The following is an 18,985-nucleotide window of genomic DNA, read 5'->3' on the forward strand; positions in this document are numbered from 1 at the left end:
AGTATAGTACGGGCAGCGTGGGCAGGAACCCCTATTTCTGCTCGTCTGCGTTGGCGGGTTCCGCCGACCCGATGTATTTTTCCTTCAGCCGTTCGACATGACCGATCAGGCTGTCGACGGTTTCCTTGAGCAGATCGAGCTCGTCCAGCGACAGATCGTTCAGCTGCTCCAGGTTGTACTCGATGGCGTCGATGATCTTCCGGTGCGGCCGCTGCATGGGACGCATGAAGTAGCTGGTCACCGTCGCCACGATGGCGCCGAAGAACAGCACCGACCCGATGACGATCCAGATCCCGCCGATGAGCTGCGCCGCGCCGGAGGCAGGCGTATCGGCAATCCCGGCGGTGGAAAAGGCCGCCACGCCCCAGTACAGCGCCTCGCCGAACGAACCGATGGGCGAGCCGCGCACCCCCTGCTCCGCCAGGTACACCCCGGCGGAGAACAGCAGCCACAGCAGCACCAGAAGAAGCACCATCCTGATCAATGGCGTATGAACGACGACATCCCTGACGAACCGGCGCAGCCGGGTCTGCCTCTGCTTCAGGCTCATGCAACACTCCCGTCAGCCAGAATGAGTACAGAGTTCTATAGCAGAGACCGCAGGGAAGAAAAGCATCCGGGAATAACTCACACCCAGCGCCGGAGCCTGGCCCCCGCATACGGCGCCGCTGCCGTGACCAGCAGCACAAGAGGCCAGAGATTGCCGTCCCTGAAGGTGTAGGCGTCGAGCAGTTCCGGCCAGGGCCGGCTCTGGATGAGACGCCCGAACGCGAACTCGAAGACCAGGGTCAGGCAGAGCCAGCCCAGGCCGATGGCGATATAAGCTGTCGCCGGCAACCGCCCCAGCCAGGGCAGCGAAAGGTATGCAACCGCAAGGATCAGAACGGAGAGCAGAATACCGCTGAGGATGAGCGCCAGGGGCTGGTCCAGCATCGGGAGAAGGACGGCTTCGCGCAGCAGGCCATTAAAAACCGCCAGGACGAGGATTCCCATCCAGATCACCAACGCCCTGCCGGGGATACCAAGCATCATGACCTGCACACATCAGGGTTATGAAATCAACAGGCTCAATATCAGCGGCAACTGCACCCTGAGCCGGTTTTTCGCCGCAACACTATGTCGTCGTAGAATTCCGAACCGCATTGAGTGCATCGATAGTAGTTGCGCGGCCGTTTCCAAAGGTAGGCACCGAGACCACCGCAGACAGCGACGATCAGACCCGCCCAGATCAGATGAGATTCCCAGAGCGGTTGCGCAATCAGCAAACCGCCCAGAAGAAAAACGGCAAAATACCCGATCCCGGCAAAAGGGCTCAGAGAAGGCCGCTTTGTCGACAGCCATAACGTGTCCGGCTCAATTTTACCGATGCAACTCAATTCGGCATTACATGTCCTGCATTTTTTCATGGCGGTATGACGACTCCGGCGATGGGTCGGGATGGAATCACCCCGGAGACCCGGGAAACCTTCACACGTCTGGCGCGAGAAAAGCCATCAGTCAGAATATTAGCAACAAATATTCTCCGACTCCGGTTTTGTTGAAATGCCACTGAGGATGAGCGCGGGGGGTGGCAACGACCAGGACGAGGCCCCCGGCCACACCGCCAATGCCTCGGCAATGGCACCGATAGCCAGGATATTCCTGCCTGCAACCCCTTGTCATGCCGGCGTCGCCAGCTTGAGCCCGACAATACCGGAAACAATCAATCCAACACTGACAAGACGGGCGGCAGTCGCGGGTTCGCCGAGGAGCAGGATGCCCAACAGCACCGTACCGACGGCACCAACCCCCACCCAGACCGCGTAGGCGGTACCCACCGGAAGCGTTTTCATGGCGACCCCCAGCAACCAGAGACTGATGGCCATCGCCATGACAGTGCCGACGGTGGGCCACAACCGGGTGAAGCCTTCGGTGTATTTCAACCCGATCGCCCAGCCAACCTCGAATATCCCCGCCACGACAAGAATAACCCAGGCCATCATTCCTCCTTCAGAATAAAGGTGGGGGGGTCCTGCTTTGCTGTATTACGCGGCGCTGGTGCCGCCGACGGTCAGGCCGGATACCCGCAGGGTGGGCTGGCCCACGCCGACCGGCACGCTCTGGCCTTCCTTGCCGCAGGTGCCCACGCCCATATCCAGCGCCAGGTCGTTGCCGACCATGTCCACGCGGGTGAGCACGTCAGGGCCGTTGCCGATCAGGGTCGCGCCCTTGACCGGGGCGGTGATCTTCCCGTTCTCGATCAGGTAGGCCTCGCTGGCGGAGAAGACGAACTTGCCGGAGGTGATGTCCACTTGGCCGCCGCCGAAGTTGACGGCGTACAGGCCCTTGTCCACCGAGGCGATGATCTCGGCGGGATCGTACTTGCCGGGCAGCATGTAGGTGTTGGTCATGCGCGGCATGGTCTGGTGGGCGTAGGACTCGCGCCGGCCGTTGCCGGTGGGCGCCACGCCCATCAGGCGGGCGTTCATCTTGTCCTGCATGTAGCCCTTGAGCACGCCGTTCTCGATCAGGGTGGTGCACTGGGCCGGCACCCCCTCGTCGTCGATCTGCAGCGAGCCGCGGCGTCCGGCGAGGGTGGCGTCGTCGACCACGGTGCACTGCTCGGAGGCGACCTTCTCGCCGATGCGCCCGGAGAAGGCCGAGGTGCCCTTGCGGTTGAAGTCGCCCTCCAGGCCGTGGCCGATGGCCTCGTGCAGCAGCACGCCGGGCCAGCCGGGGCCGAGCACCACGGTCATGTGGCCGGCCGGGGCCTCGACCGCCTCCAGGTTGGTCAGCGCCTGGCGCACCGCCTCGCGGGCGTGCCACAGGGCACGGCCGTCGGTGGTGAGGATATCGAAGCCGCCGCGGCCGCCGCCGCCGGAGCTGCCCTGCTCGTAGCGGCCGTTCTGCTGGGCGATGACGCTGACGTTCATGCGCACCAGCGGGCGCACGTCGGCGGCGAGGGTGCCGTCGCTGGCGGCGACCAGCACCACCTCGTGCACACCGGCCAGGCTGACCACCACCTGATCCACGCGCGGGTCCTGGCGCCGGGCCTCGGCATCGATCTCCTTGAGCAGGGCCACCTTGTCGTCAGCGCTCAGCGTTTCCAGCGGGTCCAGCGGGCGGTACAACTCCGACACCCCGGTGGGTTCCCAGGCGCGCACGACACCGCTGCCGCCGGGGCCGGCGATGGCGCGGGCCGCGCCCGAGGCCTGCATCAATGCCGGCAGCATGATTTCGTCGGAATAGGCGAAGCCGCTCTTCTCGCCGCTGATGGCGCGCACGCCGGCGCCCTGCTCCACGCTGTGGTTGCCTTCCTTGACGATGCCGTCCTCCAGCACCCAGGACTCGAAGCGGGTGGACTGAAAGTACAGGTCGGCGAAGTCGATGCTGTGGCCCAGCATGCTGTCGAGCACGGTGCCGAGATCGTTGTCGCCGATGCCGGCCGGCTCCAGCAGGAAGCGGCGGGCGGTGTCGAGTGGGGTTTGACTCATGGAGGTGTCAATCCGGTTGTTGCAGATGGATCAGCCGGTTGTCGGGTTACGCCCTGTCGGGCTAACCCGACCTACGTCTACGTCCCGGCGATGAATTGAGTGTAGCAGTGTTACTGACTGCACTTGATCCGGCGATGCTCGATGCTTGGAAACAGCCGCCGGGTGGACTCCAGATAGCCGCGGTCAAGCTTCGCCATGATCACGCCGGGGCCGCGCGGCAGGCGCTTGAGCACCGTGCCCCAGGGATCGACGATCATGGAATCGCCCCAGGTCTCGCGCCCGTTCAGATGATAGCCGCCCTGGGCCGAGGCGATCACATAGCACAGGTTCTCGATGGCGCGGGTGCGCACCAGCACATCCCAGTGCGCCTTGCCGGTCAGCGCGGTGAAGGCCGAGGGCACGGCCAGGATCTCCACGCCCCGGTCCAGCATCACCCGGTAGAGTTCGGGGAAGCGCAGGTCGTAGCACACCGACAGGCCCAGCCGGCCGAAGGGGGTGTCGACCACCGTGATGTCATTGCCCGGTTCGATGGTTTCGGACTCGGTGTACTTCTCGCCGCTGCCGACCACCTCCACGTCGAACAGGTGCATCTTGTCGTAGCGCGCGACCTGCTCGCCCTCCGGGTTGATCAGCAGGCAGGCGGCGCGGATCCTGTCCGGGACCGAGGCCTCGAGCGGAATGGTGCCGCCGACCAGCCACAGCTTGTGGCGCTTCGCCTGACGGAACAGGAACTCCTGGATCGGCCCCTCGCCCGGCGCCTCGCGCTGCTCGACCTTGTCGGTCTCGTGCACGCCCATGATGGCGAAGTTCTCCGGCAGTACGACCAGTTCGGCACCCTGCTTCGCCGCCTCCTCGATCATGCGCTCGGCCTCGAGCAGATTGGCGTTGACGTTGGGCCCGGAGGCCATCTGGATACTTGCCACTTGCGTCACTGCGACGGCTCCATCGAATCGGCCGCTTGGCCGGTTAGCAATTCGACACCCAGGGCGGCAGCCTGTACCCCGCCCGGTGCCAGTTCAATCCGCGCGCCCGGCACCCCGAGCGCGATCAACCAGCTGCGCAGTTCATGCGCCCACAGCCCCCCGGCCTCGCCGCCGGGGTAATGGATCTGCAGGCGGCTGCCGGGCTGCTCGTCCAGCCCCAGCACCAGTTCGCGCAGGCGCTCATCGGCGAGCAGATCCGCCCCCTGGCGCGGCCGCATCCATTGCTCCGCCGACATGACATACATGGGGGCGGCGGGGACGGCGGCAAAGGGAAGTATCAGAAACAAAAGGGTTATTGCCGTTCTCATGGGTGCAGCATATCACAGGCCGGGGCAGGGCCGGTCATGGCACGGTCCCGGCCGGGGCCGCCCCGGGCTCTTCCCGGTTCAGACGCCGGAACACTGGATCCTCCCAACTGCCGGTCACCGCATACTGGTAGCTGGCCATTTCCTCGAACTGCCGGCCCAGCAGCCGGTCGGCCAGGTACAGGGCCGCGCCCACGGCCGGGCCGCCGGCGATGGCGCCGGCGATGGACAGGCCGCCGGTGACCTCCGGCGTGACCGTGACCAGCTGGTCGTAGTCCTGCTCGGCCAGGCCGATGCGGCCGGAGATATCGATGCGTGCCGACGGCCCCTGGATGACCAGGTCCTGGGTATAGGCGTTGGAATCGATCAGGGTGAAGCTGCCCTCGATGCGGTCGAAGGCGAAGCCGCGCTTGAACAGGTCGGAGAAATCCAGGGTGAGCCGGCGCGGCAGCGCATGCAGGTTGAGCAGGCCGAACACCCGCCCGGCGCCGGGCTCCAGCTTGACCAGCTGCCCGGGACCGATGCGCAGATCGAGCGTACCCTCGACCGCCTTGAGGGCGAAATCCATGGGGGCGCCGGGCCAGTTGGCGTTGATCTGGCCATGGGTCGCGCCACCCTCGACATTGCCGCTGTAGCCGAAGGCGGTCAGCATCCGACCCAGGTCGCTGCCTTGCAGTTCGATATCGAAGCGCGAGGCCTCGCGCCCCTGGCGCAGGGTCCAGTTGCCCTGCGCCGAGAGCCTGAGCCAGCCGCCCTCGATGCGGATGGATTCCACCTCCATGCCGTAGGCCAGCGGCTGACTGCGCAGCTGCACCCGACCCAGGTCGAGGCTCCCATAGGTCAGGTCCCGGATATCGACATCCAGCGGCGGCAACCGGGCCGGATCGAGGTCCGCACCGGCCCCGTCGATGCCGCCGCGCGCCAATACCAGGCGATCCAGGTCCAGATCCAGCGGCAGCGGGGAATCGCCGCGGGGCACGGCGATCCGCCCGGCGATGTCCGGACCGTCGACATCGATGCGCCAGGCGCCGAGCACCGGCCGGGCCTGCAGGCTGACGTCGGCCAGGCTCTGATTGAACAGCCTCAACCGGCCCACTTCGAGCACGGCCTCGCGCAGGTCCAGCGCGGGCAGCGCCGCGTCCTTGCCGGCGGCTGCGAACACCGCGCGCCAGGCCGGCACCGACAGGGTATCGAAGCGGCCATGCAACTCCAGCCCGGGGCCGTCGGGCAGTTCGGCCGCGCCGGCATCGAAGCGCAGCATGGCGCGGCGCAGCTGCAGCGGCCCCTCGGCCGCATCGCTCAATTCCAGCGCAGCATGCAGGTCACCCAGGCGCAGGTACAGCGGCCCGCTGCCCTGTGCCTGGATCCGCGTCTGCAGCCGCAGCGGCAGGGTTGCATCGGCGGGCTTGGACAGGGGCGACGGCAGATCGATGCCGATGCCTTCCAGCTCGGACTCGATCCACAGCGGGTAGCCTTCGGCCTGGCGGCCGACATCCAGCTGGATACGCCAGTCGGACTGTCCCGTCAGGTACCGCGCCAGCGGCGGATGCACCCGCCCCAGCCGCTCCAGCAATGGCAGGCGGCCGGCCAGCCGGACCCGGGTCAGGCCGGGCGTGTCCGGATGCGGTGCCAGATCCAGACGCACCGGTGTCTGCCACAGCCTGGCCTGGAGCCCGCTGCCGCTGACCCGGGTGTCGGTGAAGTCGATGCGCCCGTCGAGCGCCTCCAGGGCCAGGTCCCGCGCGGGCAGGACCAGGCGGTTGTCCTGCAGCTCAAGCCGGCCGGCCACTCGCGCCGGACCGCCATGCGTACGCCGCAGGGGCAGGTCCAGGTCCAGCGCCAGCCCGGCCTGGCCGTCGGCCTGCAGCTGGCCGAGGTCATAACCGCGCCGGGCCAGGGGGCTGTCCTGCACGAAGCGCAGCATGTCGGCCAGCGGACCGCGCACCTGCCCCTGGACGCGCAGGCGGCTGCGCTTGAGGTCGGGGATATCGGCGCTCACTTCCGCCAGGCGGGTCCCGAGGATGGCACCGTCGACCGCCTCGATGTGCATGCCCTGGTTGATGAAGACCAGTTCGGCGTCGAGTTCCTCGATGCGGTGCCAGTCGGGGTGATAGTCGAGGATGGCGTCATCCACACGGGCGCGGATCTCCATCCGGCCCGCGCCCTGTGCGAAGGGGAAGTCGGCCAGCCGGCCGTGGAAATCGACCCGGCCCGTGGTGATGCGGCCGCTGACGATGGCCCGGTCCAGCCAGCGCACCGTCTTCTCCGGCATGATGCCGGCAGGCAGGTAGCGTCCGGTCGCGGCCGCATCGCCGCGTTCGATCTCCGCCTGCAGGCTCAGGTGCGGTGAAGCGCCATCGCGCGACAGCTGCAGGCGCAGCTGTCCGCGGGCGCCGAGATCGGCATTGGCCAGGGCGAAGCGTTCGCTGTAGAGCTGCAGACCGTCCGGCTCCTGCTGCCAACGCAGCCGCCCGGCCAGGCGCCCGATCGGGAGGGCATCGCGGAACAATGCCGGCGCGGCCAGACGGCCATCCGTCAGTTCCAGTTCGATTTCCCCCCGCTCCGGGCTGCCGATCAGACTGGCGTTCAGCCCGCTCAGGCCCGGAAGGCGCACCTGCGGCTGCCAGGCCAGCGCTTCCAGTCGGGCCTTGAAGCGCAGGTCATGCCAGCGCCCGCTGCGGCGTTCGCCCCCCAGCTGCAGATCGCGTACCCAGCCCTGCGGACTCAACGCCGTAAGATCCAGCGACGTGCCGGCGGCCTCCCCCAGCAGCGGCAGTACCGGCTGCAGCAGTTCCAGCGGCAACGCATCCAGCGCCAGCTGCAGCCGACGGCCATCAGCGTCCGGCGGCGCCATGGCCAGCGTCAGCCCGGTGCGCGGCCAGCTCCGGTCGGCCTGGATGAGTTCCAACGCATCCAGGCTGAGCCGCCAGGCCGCACCGGTGCGATTCCATAGCAGCCGGGTCGCCAGCCGGTTGCCGGCAAGCAGCGGGGCGGCCCGCTCGCGGCTGGAGAGCACGGGCAGGTGGACGGCCAGTTCACCCTGCGCGGCCTCGATCCGCCCCCCCGTCAGCGTGAGCCAGAGGCGCGCATCCAGCACCCCGCCGGCATACCAGCGATCGGACAGGTACCAGCCGAGCCACTCACGCAGCATGAAACCCTGCGCATTCAGATACAGGCGGCCATGCCAGCGTTCGCGCTGCCCGGGCGGCAGCACCAGGTCCGCCTGCAATTCCAGCGTCTGCCCGAGGGCGGCGGCCGGCCTGGCCTGAAGGTGTAACTGATGCCGCTCACCGCGGTTGCGCATGCGCAGGGCGATGTCGCGGAACACCACCCGCGGATGCCCCAGGTAGCGGTCTTCCCAGCCCAGGGTGACATCCGTCAGTGCGATCCGCGGCTGTTCGGCGGCCAGCGTAAGCGGATTGAGGATGGGGGTGGCATGTTCACGCCCGCGCAGCACGATGCGTCCGTCCTCGCGTCGGATCAGGTTCAGTTCACTGCCCTGCAGGGCGATGCGATTGCTGACCAGCCGGCCCTGGCGCCAGGAACGCCACAGGTCGATGCCGATGCGCAGTTCCTCCAGCCGCAGCAGCACCTCCTCGCCGCTGCGATCGTAGAGGCGGGTGTTGAGCAGCCGCAGGTCCGGCCCGAGACCGTGCCAGCCGAGGTCCAGCCGCTCGATGCGCACCGGATGATCGACCCGCTGGGTGAGCCACTGCTGGAGTTCGTCGTGATAGTCATCCAGCAGCGGCAGCACCAGTCGGGCGATACTGAGCAGCAGCGCCGCAAGGATGAGCAGCGCGGCGACGCCATACCATACCAGCCGCGTGGCCCGTTTCAGCATGCAGGGAGATCCCGGTTCCGCAGCGTCCCGCCACTACATGAGCACGACGTCATATTGTTCCTGGGTATAGAGGGATTCGACCTGGAACTTGATCGGTTTGCCGATGAAGGATTCCAGTTCCGCCAGGCTGGTGGACTCCTCGTCCAGCAGCAGATCCACCACCTCGTGCGCGGCCAGCACCAGCAGCTGTTCGGCATCGTACTGGCGCGCCTCGCGCAGGATCTCGCGGAAGATCTCGTAGACCACGGTCTCGGGCGTCTTCAGCGAACCCCGACCGTTGCAGGTGGGGCAGACGCCGCACAGCACATGCTCCAGGCTCTCACGGGTGCGCTTGCGCGTCATCTGCACCAGGCCGAGGCTGGAGACCTCGCTGATGTGGCTGCGGGCGTGGTCGCGTTCCAGGTGGCGCTCCAGCGCGCGCAGCACCTGGCGTTTGTGGTCCTCGTCGGACATGTCGATGAAGTCGATGATGATGATCCCGCCCAGGTTGCGCAGGCGCAGCTGGCGGGCGATGGCCTGGGCCGCCTCCAGGTTGGTCTTGAAGATGGTCTCTTCCAGGTTGCGATGGCCCACATAGGCGCCGGTGTTGACGTCGATGGTGGTCATGGCCTCAGTCTGGTCGATGATGAGATAGCCGCCCGACTTCAGCTGCACCTTGCGATCCAGCGCGCGCTGGATCTCGTCCTCAACGCTGTAGAGATCGAAGATGGGCCGCTCGCCCGGATAGTATTCCAGCCGTTCGACCACCTCGGGGACGAACTGCTCCCCGAAACGCACCAGGCTGGCATGGGTCTCGCGCGAGTCCACCCGCACCTTCTCCACCTCCACCCCGACCAGGTCGCGCAGGGCGCGCTTGCTCAGGGGCAGGTCCTCGTGGACCATCTCGCCGGCACCGGCCTGGCGGCCGCGTTCCTGGATCGCACCCCACAGCCGGCGCAGGAAGGCCATGTCCGAACGCAGCGCCGCATCGGGCACACCCTCGGCGGCCGTGCGCACGATATAGCCCAGCCCCTCATCACCGGCATCATCGAGCACCACCTGCTTCAGGCGCTGGCGCTCGGTCTCATCCTCGATCTTCTGCGACACCCCGACGTTGGTGGCATAGGGCATGAACACCAGATAGCGCGAGGGGATGGTGATGTGGGTGGTCAGGCGCGCGCCCTTGGTGCCGAGCGGGTCCTTGATCACCTGCACCAGCAACTCCTGGCCGTCGCGCAGCAGCTGGCTGATGGTGCTCGCCCCTTCGGACTCGGCATCGCGGGTGGCGATATCCGAGGCATGCAGGAAGGCGGCCCGTTCCAGGCCGATATCGAGAAACGCGGCCTGCATCCCGGGCAGCACCCGGCACACCACGCCCTTGTAGATGTTGCCCACCAGGCCCAGGCTGCGTTCGCGCTCGATGAAGACTTCCTGCAGCACGCCGTTCTCGACCATGGCCACGCGGGTCTCCTGCGGCGTGACGTTGATCAGTATCTCTTCACTCATGCAGTTTCCATTGAATCAAAACCCCTTTGCCACGGAATCACACGGAAAACACGGACAGTATCCGTTTTCCCGGCTGCTTCCATACCCGCACCGAACCTCGTAGGTTGGGTTAGCCCGGAGGGCGTAACCCAACATTCAGGCCGCGTTTGTTGGGTTACGGCGCTAATGCACCCAACCCAACCTACAAGGTTGTGTTTTTCACGGCGATTCCGCGGCGGTTCTTTACGAATCTCCCAACTCGAGCAGCGCCACGCCGGCCTCGCGCAGCAGCTCCGACGTCTCGAACAGGGGCAGTCCCATCACGCCAGTGTAACTGCCCTCGAGGCGGCTGACGAACATGGCCGCCCGACCCTGGATGGCATAGGCCCCGGCCTTGTCGGCCGGCTCCCCGGTGGTCCAGTAGGCCGCGCACTCGGCGGGTTCCAGTTCACGAAAGCGCACCCGGTTACGGTTCAGGCGCAGCGCCTCGCGCCCGCCCACGACCAGGGCCACGGCGCTGAGCACCTCGTGTTCGCGCCCGGACAGCTGCGCCAGCATGGCCATACCGTCGGCGCGGTCGGCCGGCTTGCCCAGGGGCCGGCCGTCGAGGCTGATCAGGGTATCGGCACCCAGCACCGGCAGTTCAGCAACGGTTTTTGCTGCCAGGGCACGTGCCTTGTCCAGCGCCAGTCGACAGACCAGCGCCTCGACCGGCTCGCCCGGCAGCGGCGTCTCGTCGATGTCCACCGGCACGGCACGGTGGGGCACCCCGAGCTGGTTCAGCAGTTCCCGGCGGCGGGGCGAGGCGGACGCCAGCAGGATCATGAGTATCCCCCCTCAGGCCCGGTGATAGGGATGGCCACTGACCAGGCTCCAGGCGCGATAGAGTTGCTCGGCCAGCACCACCCGCACCAGCGGGTGCGGCAGGGTCAGGGGCGAGAGAGACCATTGCAACTCGGCACGTTCACGGCAGGCGGCGGACAGGCCGTCCGGACCGCCGACCAGCAGCGCCAGGTCGCGTCCATCCTGCAGCCAGCCGCGCAGCCGGTCGGCCAGCTGCTCGGTGTTCCAGGCCCTGCCGCCGACCTCAAGGGCGATCACCGTCGCATCCCGGGGCACCGCCGCCAGCAGGCGTTCGCCCTCCTCGCGGCGGATGCGTTCCAGATCAGGGTTGCGGCCGCGTTTCGCAGGCGCGATCTCGACCAGTTTCAGGCGGCATTCATGCGGCAGACGCCTGGCATATTCGCTGAAGCCCGCCTCCACCCAGGCCGGCATCCGGGTGCCGACGGCCAGCAGATGAATCTGCATCAGGGCCTACCGCGTCATACGCTCTGCAGATGGGTGGCGGCCTCGCCCTCGCCGCCGGCGCTCCAGAGCTTCTCCAGGTTGTAGAAGGCACGCGCCCGCGGCAGCATCACATGAGCCACCACGTCGCCCAGGTCGACCAGGATCCATTCGCCGCTGTCCTGGCCCTCCACGCCGATCGGGCGCAGGCCCTGCTGCTTGGATTCATCGATGACGTTCTGGGAGATGGACCGGACGTGGCGGTCGGAGGTTCCGCTGGCAATGACCATGTAGTCGGTCACCGAGGTCAGTCCGCGCACATCGATGATGCTGATGTCCTGGGCCTTCATGTCCTCCATGGCCTGAACGACGAGGGTCTTGAGGGATTCGGTGGAGAGGGTTTCAGTCACGCGGTTTACCTGTGGGCTTGGGGATTCAACAATACAGACGGTTGGCCTGCAGATATTCGAGCACGGCATCGGGCAGCAGATAACGGCTGCTGCGCCCGGCGGCCTGCTGGGCGCGAATGGCGGTGGCGGAAATCGCCAGCGAGGTGACCTCGATCTGATATATAAGACCGGCCGGGCGGCTTTTCAAACGCGCGGCATCATCCACGCCCCGCTCGGTCAACAGCCGGGCCGGCGCGCCCGCCGGACGCCCCCCGCCCGGACGGGCCATCACCAGCAGGTGCGCCAGTTCGGTCAGGCGCTCCCAGCGGTCCCAGCCGTCCAGGCCGGCGAAGGCGTCCTCGCCCAGTACCAGACCCAGCGGGCGGTCACCGTGCTCGGCGCGCAGGGATTCCAGGGTGTCGACCATATAGGAGGGACCGGGGCGCTCCAGTTCACGCCCGTCCAGCACCAGCCGGTCCTGCCCCTGCAGGGCCAGCGCGAGCATGTCGCGGCGCGCCTCGGGGGAGGCCTGCGGTGGATCACGATGGGGGGGTTCCCGGGCCGGCAGCATCAGCATGGCCTCCAGGTCGAGCTGCTCCTGCACCTCCAGGGCGGTGCGCAGGTGACCATAGTGAACCGGATCGAAGGTGCCGCCGTAGACGCCGATCATGCCTGGCCGTCGGAACTGGGCATCGTGGACTGACTCAACTGCGCACCTGGCCGTCGCCCAGGACGACGAACTTGAGCGTGGTCAGGCCCTCCAGCCCCACCGGGCCGCGGGCATGCAGCTTGTCGGTACTGATGCCGATCTCCGCGCCCAGCCCGTATTCGAAGCCGTCGGCGAAGCGGGTGGAGGCGTTGACCATCACCGAACTGGAATCGACCTCGCGCAGGAAGCGCCGGGCGCGGGCATAGTCCTCGGTGACGATGGCGTCGGTGTGCTGCGAGCCGTGGGCGGCGATGTGGTCCATGGCCGCGTCCAGATCATCCACCACCCGCACGGCCAGGATCGGCGCCAGGTACTCGGTGTCCCAGTCGGCGTCGCTGGCGGCGCTGATGCCGTCGAGGACGGCGCGGGTGCGCTCGCAGCCGCGCAACTCCACGCCCTTTTCCCGATAGGCTCGCGCCAGCCGCGGCAGGATGGATTCGGCGATGTCCGCATGCACCAGCAGGGTCTCCATGGTGTTGCAGGTGCCGTAGCGCTGGGTCTTGGCGTTGAGCGCAATGGCATAGGCCTTGTCCGGATCCGCGCGGTCGTCGATGTAGACGTGGCAGATCCCGTCCAGGTGCTTGATCACCGGGATGCGGGATTCCTCGCTCACCCGTTCGATCAGGCCCTTGCCGCCGCGCGGCACGATGACATCGACACAGTCCTTCATCCGCAGCAGTTCGCCCACGGCGGCACGGTCGGCGGTCTCGATCACCTGCACTGCCGTACCCGGCAGGCCGGCCTGGCCCAGGCCGATGCGGATGCAGGCGGCGATGGCCTGGTTGGAATGCAGCGCCTCGGAGCCGCCGCGCAGGATGGCGGCGTTGCCCGACTTCAGGCACAGGGCGGCGGCGTCGGCGGTCACATTGGGCCGGGATTCGTAGATGATGCCGATCACCCCGAGCGGCACCCGCATGCGTCCGACCTGGATACCGCTGGGCCGGTAATTGAGATCGCTGACGGCCCCGACCGGATCGGGCAGCGCAGCGATCTGGCGCAGGCCCTCGGCCATGGCGGCAATCCGGTCATCGGTCAATTCCAGCCGGTCCAGCAGGGCCGCGTCCAGGCCGCGTTCGCGCCCGGCCTCGAGATCACGGGCGTTCTCAGCCTTGAGGGTATCGGTCGCGGCCTCGATGGCCTCGGCGATGGCATGCAGGGCATTGTTGCGGGCCGCGGTGTCGGAGCGGCTGAGCAGCCGGGCGGCGGCACGGGCCTGCTCGCCGACCCGCTGCATGTAGGTCGCAACGTCGGGGGCAAGGGATTCGGGGGTGGCGTTCATCCTGCGGTACGGGGTCCTGTCTGCTCCTGGAAAAACCAATCCGCCACGGAATCGCACGCGTTTCCAGCTGTAGGTTGGGTTAGGCGCGCCAGCGCCGTAACCCAACGAATGCGGTCTGAATGTTGGGTTACACCCTACGGGCTAACCCAACCTACGGCATTCGACCTGTCCGTGCTTTCCGTGTATTCCGTGGCCATGATCTCAGGCGGTCTTGCCCTCGGTCAGCCCGAGCGGCCGGCCCGCCAGATCCAAGGCCAATTGTACCAGTTCATCCCAGGGGTTGCCCGCGGCCTGACCCTTTATGATGCGGTCGATGCGGGCGCTGCGACGCAGGAAGCCGTACCAGGCCGGCAGCCGGTGCCGCTGCAGGGCCTGGCCGATCACCGCCTGGCGGTTCTTCCACACCCGGAACCGGCCCTGCACCGCAGCCAGCGACTCACCATGGGCCAGGGCCCAGCCCATGGCCTCCAGGCTGCGCAGTTCGCGGGTCAGGGCCCAGTTCACCAGCACCGGCTCCACCCCCTCCTGCTGCAGGCCGGCGAGCATGCGCACGGCGCGTTCGCCCTGGCCGGCCAGAACCGTGTCGACCAGGCCGAAGACATCGAATCGGGCGCTGTCGGAGACCGCCTCGGCGACCCGGGCCGCATCCAGCTGCCCGCCGGGGTAGAGCAGCGCCAGCTTGTCCACCTCCTGGGCCGCGGCCAGCAGATTGCCTTCGACCCGCTCGGCCAGCATCTGCACCGCCTCCGGCTCGGCGGTCAGGCCCGCCCGCTGCAGGCGCTGGCCGATCCAGCGCGGCAGCTGGCGGCCATCGATCGGCCAGGCGGCCAGCGACACGCCGGCGTCCTCCAGCGCCTTGAACCACTTCGCCCGGCGCTGGGCGGCCTCGAGCTTGCCGCAGATGACCAGCAACAGGGTATCCGGGGGCAGGGACCGGGTGTAGGCCGTCAGGGCCTTGCTGCCGGCGTCTCCGGGCTTGCCGGAGGGGATGCGCAGTTCCAGGATGCGTCGGTCGGCGAACAGCGACAGGGCGCTGGCGGCCTCGCCGAGCCGGCCCCAGTCGAAACCGGACTCGGCATGAAACACCTCCCGATCCACATAGCCCCCGGCCCGGGCTGCCGCGCGGATGGCATCGGCCGCCTCCTGCGCGACCAGGGTCTCCTCGCCCCAGAGCAGATAGACCGGCGCCAGTCCCTGCTTGAGATGGGTGGCGAGTTGTTCGGGCCTGAGTTGCATGGTCAGCCGTCGCTGCCGAGGGCCTGCAGCCGCAGCATCAGCAGCTGAGTGATGTCGCGGCGCATCTCGGCCCGGATCTCGCCTTCCTGGCTGCCGCTGGCCAGGGGATCGAAGCGGTCGTAGAGGTACTCCCGGGCCAGTTCCAGTTCCTGGGGTTCGAGCAGCAGCCGCCCGTCCGTGGTACGCACGCTGAACACCAGCCGCTGGATCAGTTCGTATTCCTGCACCTTGCCGCCGGCCTGCACCGACAGCACCCGGCGGCCGGCCTGGTTGGTGATGATATCCAGGATGGCCGTGGCCTGTTCCGCGGATGGCACCACCTGCACGCCGGATCCTTCCAGCAACCGGCGCAGGTCGCGGCCCAGATCGCTGTACTCGCTCAGCCCCTGTATCTGGGTGCGCGCCATTTCGGGTGGCAGGTTCGCCTGGCCGCGCAGCTGGAAGCCGCAGGCGGACAGGGTCAGGGCCAGCAGCAGGACTAGAACGGTCGGCAGGTGATGGGATCGGGTCATGGAAGATCCTGTTTATCAGCGTGAAGGCCGTAGCTCGGGTTACGCTGCGCTAACCCGAGCTACATCATTCCTCGTTCAGACAACAATGTTGACCAGCTTGCCCGGCACCACGATGGTCTTGCGGATCGGCTTGCCCGCGGTGAAACGCTGGACATTGGCATCAGTGTGCGCCGCGGCCTCGACACCGGCCTTGTCGGCATCGGCCGGCACCTGGATGCGGGCGCGGACCTTGCCGTTGACCTGCACCACCAGCTCGATGCTGTCCTGTACCAGGGCCGCGGCGTCGTGCCGCGGCCAGGGGGCGGCGAGAATCTCGGCTGCGTCGGTGCAGCGAACGCGCGGCCACAGTACATGGCAGATGTGCGGCACCACCGGTGCGAGCAGCCGCAGCAGCATGTCCACGGCCTCGTACTGCAGGGCGAGATCGCCGGGCGCCTCGCTCTGCTCGTCGATCTCGCCCAGGCTGTTGACCAGCTTCATGCAGGCCGCCACCACGGTGTTGAACTGGTACCGCCCATAGTCGCGCGCGGCCTGCTCCACCGCCTGATGGATGGCGGTACGCCGCTGCTGGCGTTCCGTGTCCAGGCCGCTCCAGTCGAAGCCAGCGAGGAAGGCGCGGCGCTCCTCGGGCGTATCGTACTTCGCCAGGCGGAAGGCCGGGCGCATACCCAGCGCCCACAGCCGCTTGAGGAAGCGATGGGCGCCGGCCACGCCCTCGTCGGACCACTCCAGCGACTGCTCGGGCGGGGCGGCGAACAGGGTGAACAGACGCACCGTGTCGGCACCGAAGCGCTCGATCAGCGCCTGTGGATCCACGCCGTTGTTCTTGGACTTGGACATCTTCTCGATGCCGCCGATCTGCACCGGCCCGCCGTCGCGGCCCAGGCGGGCGCCGGTGAGCTTGCCCTTGCTGTCGCGCTCGACCTCGACCTCGGCGGGATTGAAGAAACGTTTCCGGCCGTCTTCTTCACGATAATAGGTCTCGGCCACCACCATGCCCTGGGTCAGCAGCTGTTTGAAGGGTTCGTCCGAGCGGATCAGGCCGGCGTCGCGCATCAGCTTGTGATAGAAGCGCGAGTACAGCAGATGCAGGATGGCATGTTCGATACCACCGATGTACTGATCCACCGGCAGCCAGTAGTCGGCGCGCGCGTCCAGCATAGCCTGGTCGTTGTCGGCGCAGGCATAGCGGGCGTAGTACCAGGACGACTCCATGAAGGTGTCGAAGGTATCGGTCTCGCGCTCGGCCGCGCCGCCGCACTGCGGGCAGCTGGTGCGCGACCATTCCGGCATCTTCTTCAGCGGCGAGCCGCTGCCGTCGAACTCGACCTTCTCGGGGAGCACCACCGGCAGCTGGTCCTCCGGCACCGGCACCGCGCCGCAGTCGGGACAGTTGATGATGGGGATGGGACAGCCCCAGTAACGCTGGCGGGACACACCCCAGTCGCGCAGCCGGTAGTTCACCGTGCGCCGGCCGCGGCCCTGCGCTTCGATGTAGTCGGCGATGGCGCTGAAGGCCTGATCGAAGTCCAGGCCGTCGAACTGTCCCGAGTCGCGCAGCACGCCTTTCCCGGTCCAGGCCGCCTCACTGACATCGGCCACGCCGCCGTCGGCGGGATGAATCACCTGTCTGATCGGCAGGCCGTACTTGTGGGCGAATTCGTAATCGCGCTGGTCATGTGCCGGCACCGCCATCACCGCGCCGGAGCCATAGCCCATGAGTACGAAGTTGGCGACCCAGATCGGCACCGGCTCGCCGCTGACCGGGTGCAGGGCGGTGAGGCCGGTGGCCATGCCCCTCTTCTCCATGGTCTCCAGCGCGGCCTCGGAGGTCTCGATGTGGCGGCATTCCTCGAGAAAGGCGGCCAGATCGGGGTTGTCCTGCGCGGCGCGCACGGCCAGGGGGTGCTCGGCGGCCACGGCGACGTAGGTCACGCCCATCAGGGTGTCGGGGCGGGTGGTGTAGACGCTCAGGCGCTCATCCGCACCGGCGATATCGAACCCCAGTTCCAGACCCTCGGAGCGACCGATCCAGTTGCGCTGCATGGTGCGCACCGCCTCCGGCCAGCCCTCTAGGTTGTCGATCTCATTGAGCAGTTCCTCGGCGTAGTCGGTGATGCGCATGAACCACTGCGGGATGTCGCGACGCTCGACCAGGGCGCCGGAACGCCAGCCGCGGCCGTCGATGACCTGCTCGTTGGCCAGCACCGTCTGGTCGACCGGGTCCCAGTTGACCGTGGCCATCTTCTTGTAGACCAGGCCCTTTTCATAGAGTCTGGTGAACAGCCACTGCTCCCAGCGATAGTACTCGGGTCGGCAGGTAGCCAGTTCGCGCGACCAGTCGTAGCCGAAGCCCAGCCGTTTGAGCTGTTCGCGCATGTAGTCGATGTTCTCGTAGGTCCAGGCCGCCGGCGGCACCCGGTTCTGCATGGCGGCATTCTCGGCCGGCAGGCCGAAGGCGTCCCAGCCCATGGGCTGAAGCACGTTTCTGCCCTGCATGCGCTGGTAGCGGGCGATCACATCCCCGAGGGTGTAGTTGCGCACGTGGCCCATGTGCAGGCGGCCGCTGGGATAGGGAAACATGGACAGGCAGTAGAATTTTTCCCGCCTGGGGTCCTCGACAACCCGGAAGCTGTCGTGGGTTTCCCAGTACTGCTGCGCCTCGGCCTCGACCTGCCCGGGTTGGTAGTGTTCGTCCATTGCTTTCCTGAAAATACGGTCACTCGAATGGCCGCAAAGGATACCTGATCCGTGGCGGCTCTTCACCTGACCGGAAATCTGTTCCAAACTAGCATCAGCACTGAATAGCGCTTCCCCTGACCGCGTCATCCCCGCGCAGGCGGGGATCCAGCCTCCACCGGCTCCGCCGGGGCATGGATGCCCCCGGGCGGGAATGACGGAGAGGATGGAATCCGGCTCAGGCGAGTGCCATTCGGACCCGTCCCTGTTACTACGGAGAAAACCCGACATGTCAGATTCCCAGCCCTCCGGTCCCGGCGAGAAGCTCGTTCAGGCCTACCACCGCATGATGGACCGGGTCCAGGCCGCCATCGACGAGGCCGAGGAACACGCCATCCCCACCCTGGAGCAGAACCTGGAGCGGGCCAAGGAACGCGCGATCGAACTGGGCGAACTGACCCGCGAGGAGGCCGAACGGGTGGCCGCCTACCTGAAACGTGACATGGAGGATGCTGCCAGCTACCTGGAGCAGACCGGCAACGAGTTCGGCGCCTGGTTGAAATTCGACATCGGCCAGATCGAGCGCCGGCTGTTCGAGAAGATGCTCACCGTGGCCGACCGCACCCGCATCGAGCTGGCCGAGTTCGAGGCCCGTATGCACGAGGCCCAGACCTACCACACGGGCGAGGTCACCGGCCCCGGGGTGCTGCGCTGCGAATCCTGCGGCGAGGAACTGCACTTCAGCGAGCCGGGGCACATCCCGCCCTGCCCGAAATGCCATGCCACCCGCTTCGTCCGTGCCAAGCAATAAAAGGCGGTTCCGTAGGTCGG

Annotated in this window: 17 protein-coding genes; 1 reads left to right on the forward strand and 16 read right to left on the reverse strand. The window is 67.2% G+C overall.

Annotated features, from left to right (window positions below; all coding sequences use genetic code 11):
- Positions 1–31 precede the first annotated feature (31 nt).
- From COW1_RS08375 to leuS, 16 genes are all read right to left on the reverse strand, one after another.
- Positions 32–550, reverse strand: coding sequence for an ion transporter (locus COW1_RS08375; RefSeq protein ID WP_096365332.1), 519 nt, complete (start codon positions 548–550; stop codon positions 32–34).
- A 77-nt stretch (positions 551–627) separates the two neighbouring features.
- Entirely contained in the window at positions 628–1,032 is a 405-nt protein-coding gene (locus tag COW1_RS08380; protein WP_197702997.1) for a hypothetical protein, read from the reverse strand.
- Between the two features lie 626 nt (positions 1,033–1,658).
- A complete protein-coding gene (gene sugE / locus COW1_RS08385; RefSeq protein WP_201346070.1) occupies positions 1,659–1,979 on the reverse strand; it encodes a quaternary ammonium compound efflux SMR transporter SugE in 321 nt (106 codons plus the stop codon).
- 45 nt (positions 1,980–2,024) lie between these two features.
- Complete coding sequence (gene tldD / locus COW1_RS08390) at positions 2,025–3,473, reverse strand: metalloprotease TldD (RefSeq protein WP_201343808.1); 1,449 nt, start codon at positions 3,471–3,473, stop codon at positions 2,025–2,027.
- A gap of 110 nt (positions 3,474–3,583) precedes the next feature.
- Entirely contained in the window at positions 3,584–4,405 is an 822-nt protein-coding gene (locus COW1_RS08395; RefSeq protein WP_255534142.1) for a carbon-nitrogen hydrolase family protein, read from the reverse strand.
- Positions 4,402–4,764 (reverse strand): hypothetical protein, encoded by a 363-nt coding sequence (locus COW1_RS08400; protein WP_201343809.1) that lies wholly within the window; start codon positions 4,762–4,764, stop codon positions 4,402–4,404. The genes COW1_RS08395 and COW1_RS08400 overlap by 4 nt, the downstream gene beginning before the upstream one ends.
- A 34-nt stretch (positions 4,765–4,798) precedes the next feature.
- Positions 4,799–8,602: a YhdP family protein gene (locus tag COW1_RS08405; protein WP_201343810.1), complete on the reverse strand. Its 3,804-nt coding sequence runs from the start codon at positions 8,600–8,602 to the stop codon at positions 4,799–4,801.
- A gap of 33 nt (positions 8,603–8,635) precedes the next feature.
- Positions 8,636–10,087, reverse strand: a complete 1,452-nt coding sequence (gene rng / locus COW1_RS08410) for a ribonuclease G (RefSeq protein WP_201343811.1) — start codon at positions 10,085–10,087, stop codon at positions 8,636–8,638.
- A gap of 222 nt (positions 10,088–10,309) precedes the next feature.
- Complete coding sequence (locus tag COW1_RS08415; protein ID WP_201343812.1) at positions 10,310–10,891, reverse strand: nucleoside triphosphate pyrophosphatase; 582 nt, start codon at positions 10,889–10,891, stop codon at positions 10,310–10,312.
- 12 nt (positions 10,892–10,903) lie between these two features.
- Complete coding sequence (rlmH, locus tag COW1_RS08420; protein ID WP_096365316.1) at positions 10,904–11,374, reverse strand: 23S rRNA (pseudouridine(1915)-N(3))-methyltransferase RlmH; 471 nt, start codon at positions 11,372–11,374, stop codon at positions 10,904–10,906.
- Positions 11,375–11,388: 14 nt separating this feature from the next.
- A complete protein-coding gene (gene rsfS / locus COW1_RS08425; RefSeq protein WP_255534149.1) occupies positions 11,389–11,760 on the reverse strand; it encodes a ribosome silencing factor in 372 nt (123 codons plus the stop codon).
- A 25-nt stretch (positions 11,761–11,785) separates the two neighbouring features.
- On the reverse strand, positions 11,786–12,409 hold the full coding sequence (nadD, locus tag COW1_RS08430) for a nicotinate-nucleotide adenylyltransferase (protein WP_201343813.1): 624 nt from the start codon (positions 12,407–12,409) through the stop codon (positions 11,786–11,788).
- Positions 12,410–12,443: 34 nt separating this feature from the next.
- Positions 12,444–13,727, reverse strand: a complete 1,284-nt coding sequence (locus COW1_RS08435; RefSeq protein ID WP_096365310.1) for a glutamate-5-semialdehyde dehydrogenase — start codon at positions 13,725–13,727, stop codon at positions 12,444–12,446.
- A 201-nt stretch (positions 13,728–13,928) separates the two neighbouring features.
- Positions 13,929–14,963, reverse strand: a complete 1,035-nt coding sequence (gene holA, locus COW1_RS08440; RefSeq protein WP_201343814.1) for a DNA polymerase III subunit delta — start codon at positions 14,961–14,963, stop codon at positions 13,929–13,931.
- 2 nt (positions 14,964–14,965) lie between these two features.
- Positions 14,966–15,475, reverse strand: coding sequence for an LPS assembly lipoprotein LptE (lptE, locus tag COW1_RS08445; RefSeq protein WP_096365306.1), 510 nt, complete (start codon positions 15,473–15,475; stop codon positions 14,966–14,968).
- 75 nt (positions 15,476–15,550) lie between these two features.
- A complete protein-coding gene (gene leuS / locus COW1_RS08450) occupies positions 15,551–18,175 on the reverse strand; it encodes a leucine--tRNA ligase (protein WP_201343815.1) in 2,625 nt (874 codons plus the stop codon).
- Positions 18,176–18,443: 268 nt separating this feature from the next.
- On the opposite strand from leuS, the gene COW1_RS08455 reads away from it, so the two are divergent.
- Positions 18,444–18,965 (forward strand): zinc ribbon-containing protein, encoded by a 522-nt coding sequence (locus COW1_RS08455; protein WP_201343816.1) that lies wholly within the window; start codon positions 18,444–18,446, stop codon positions 18,963–18,965.
- The last annotated feature ends 20 nt before the right edge of the window (positions 18,966–18,985 follow it).

This window comes from Thiohalobacter sp. COW1, from assembly GCF_016629505.1.
GTDB lineage: Bacteria > Pseudomonadota > Gammaproteobacteria > Thiohalobacterales > Thiohalobacteraceae > Thiohalobacter > Thiohalobacter thiocyanaticus_A.

What these genes read in the sequence shown, in the direction of transcription:
- COW1_RS08375 (WP_096365332.1), bottom strand. Translation starts at nt 550, where the DNA reads ATGAGCCTGAAGCAGAGGCAGACCCGGCTGCGCCGGTTCGTCAGGGAT.
- COW1_RS08380 (WP_197702997.1), bottom strand. Translation starts at nt 1,032, where the DNA reads ATGATGCTTGGTATCCCCGGCAGGGCGTTGGTGATCTGGATGGGAATC.
- sugE (WP_201346070.1), bottom strand. Translation starts at nt 1,979, where the DNA reads ATGGCCTGGGTTATTCTTGTCGTGGCGGGGATATTCGAGGTTGGCTGG.
- tldD (WP_201343808.1), bottom strand. Translation starts at nt 3,473, where the DNA reads ATGAGTCAAACCCCACTCGACACCGCCCGCCGCTTCCTGCTGGAGCCG.
- COW1_RS08400 (WP_201343809.1), bottom strand. Translation starts at nt 4,764, where the DNA reads ATGAGAACGGCAATAACCCTTTTGTTTCTGATACTTCCCTTTGCCGCC.
- COW1_RS08405 (WP_201343810.1), bottom strand. Translation starts at nt 8,602, where the DNA reads ATGCTGAAACGGGCCACGCGGCTGGTATGGTATGGCGTCGCCGCGCTG.
- rng (WP_201343811.1), bottom strand. Translation starts at nt 10,087, where the DNA reads ATGAGTGAAGAGATACTGATCAACGTCACGCCGCAGGAGACCCGCGTG.
- COW1_RS08415 (WP_201343812.1), bottom strand. Translation starts at nt 10,891, where the DNA reads ATGATCCTGCTGGCGTCCGCCTCGCCCCGCCGCCGGGAACTGCTGAAC.
- rlmH (WP_096365316.1), bottom strand. Translation starts at nt 11,374, where the DNA reads ATGCAGATTCATCTGCTGGCCGTCGGCACCCGGATGCCGGCCTGGGTG.
- nadD (WP_201343813.1), bottom strand. Translation starts at nt 12,409, where the DNA reads ATGATCGGCGTCTACGGCGGCACCTTCGATCCGGTTCACTATGGTCAC.
- COW1_RS08435 (WP_096365310.1), bottom strand. Translation starts at nt 13,727, where the DNA reads ATGAACGCCACCCCCGAATCCCTTGCCCCCGACGTTGCGACCTACATG.
- holA (WP_201343814.1), bottom strand. Translation starts at nt 14,963, where the DNA reads ATGCAACTCAGGCCCGAACAACTCGCCACCCATCTCAAGCAGGGACTG.
- lptE (WP_096365306.1), bottom strand. Translation starts at nt 15,475, where the DNA reads ATGACCCGATCCCATCACCTGCCGACCGTTCTAGTCCTGCTGCTGGCC.
- leuS (WP_201343815.1), bottom strand. Translation starts at nt 18,175, where the DNA reads ATGGACGAACACTACCAACCCGGGCAGGTCGAGGCCGAGGCGCAGCAG.
- COW1_RS08455 (WP_201343816.1), top strand. Translation starts at nt 18,444, where the DNA reads ATGTCAGATTCCCAGCCCTCCGGTCCCGGCGAGAAGCTCGTTCAGGCC.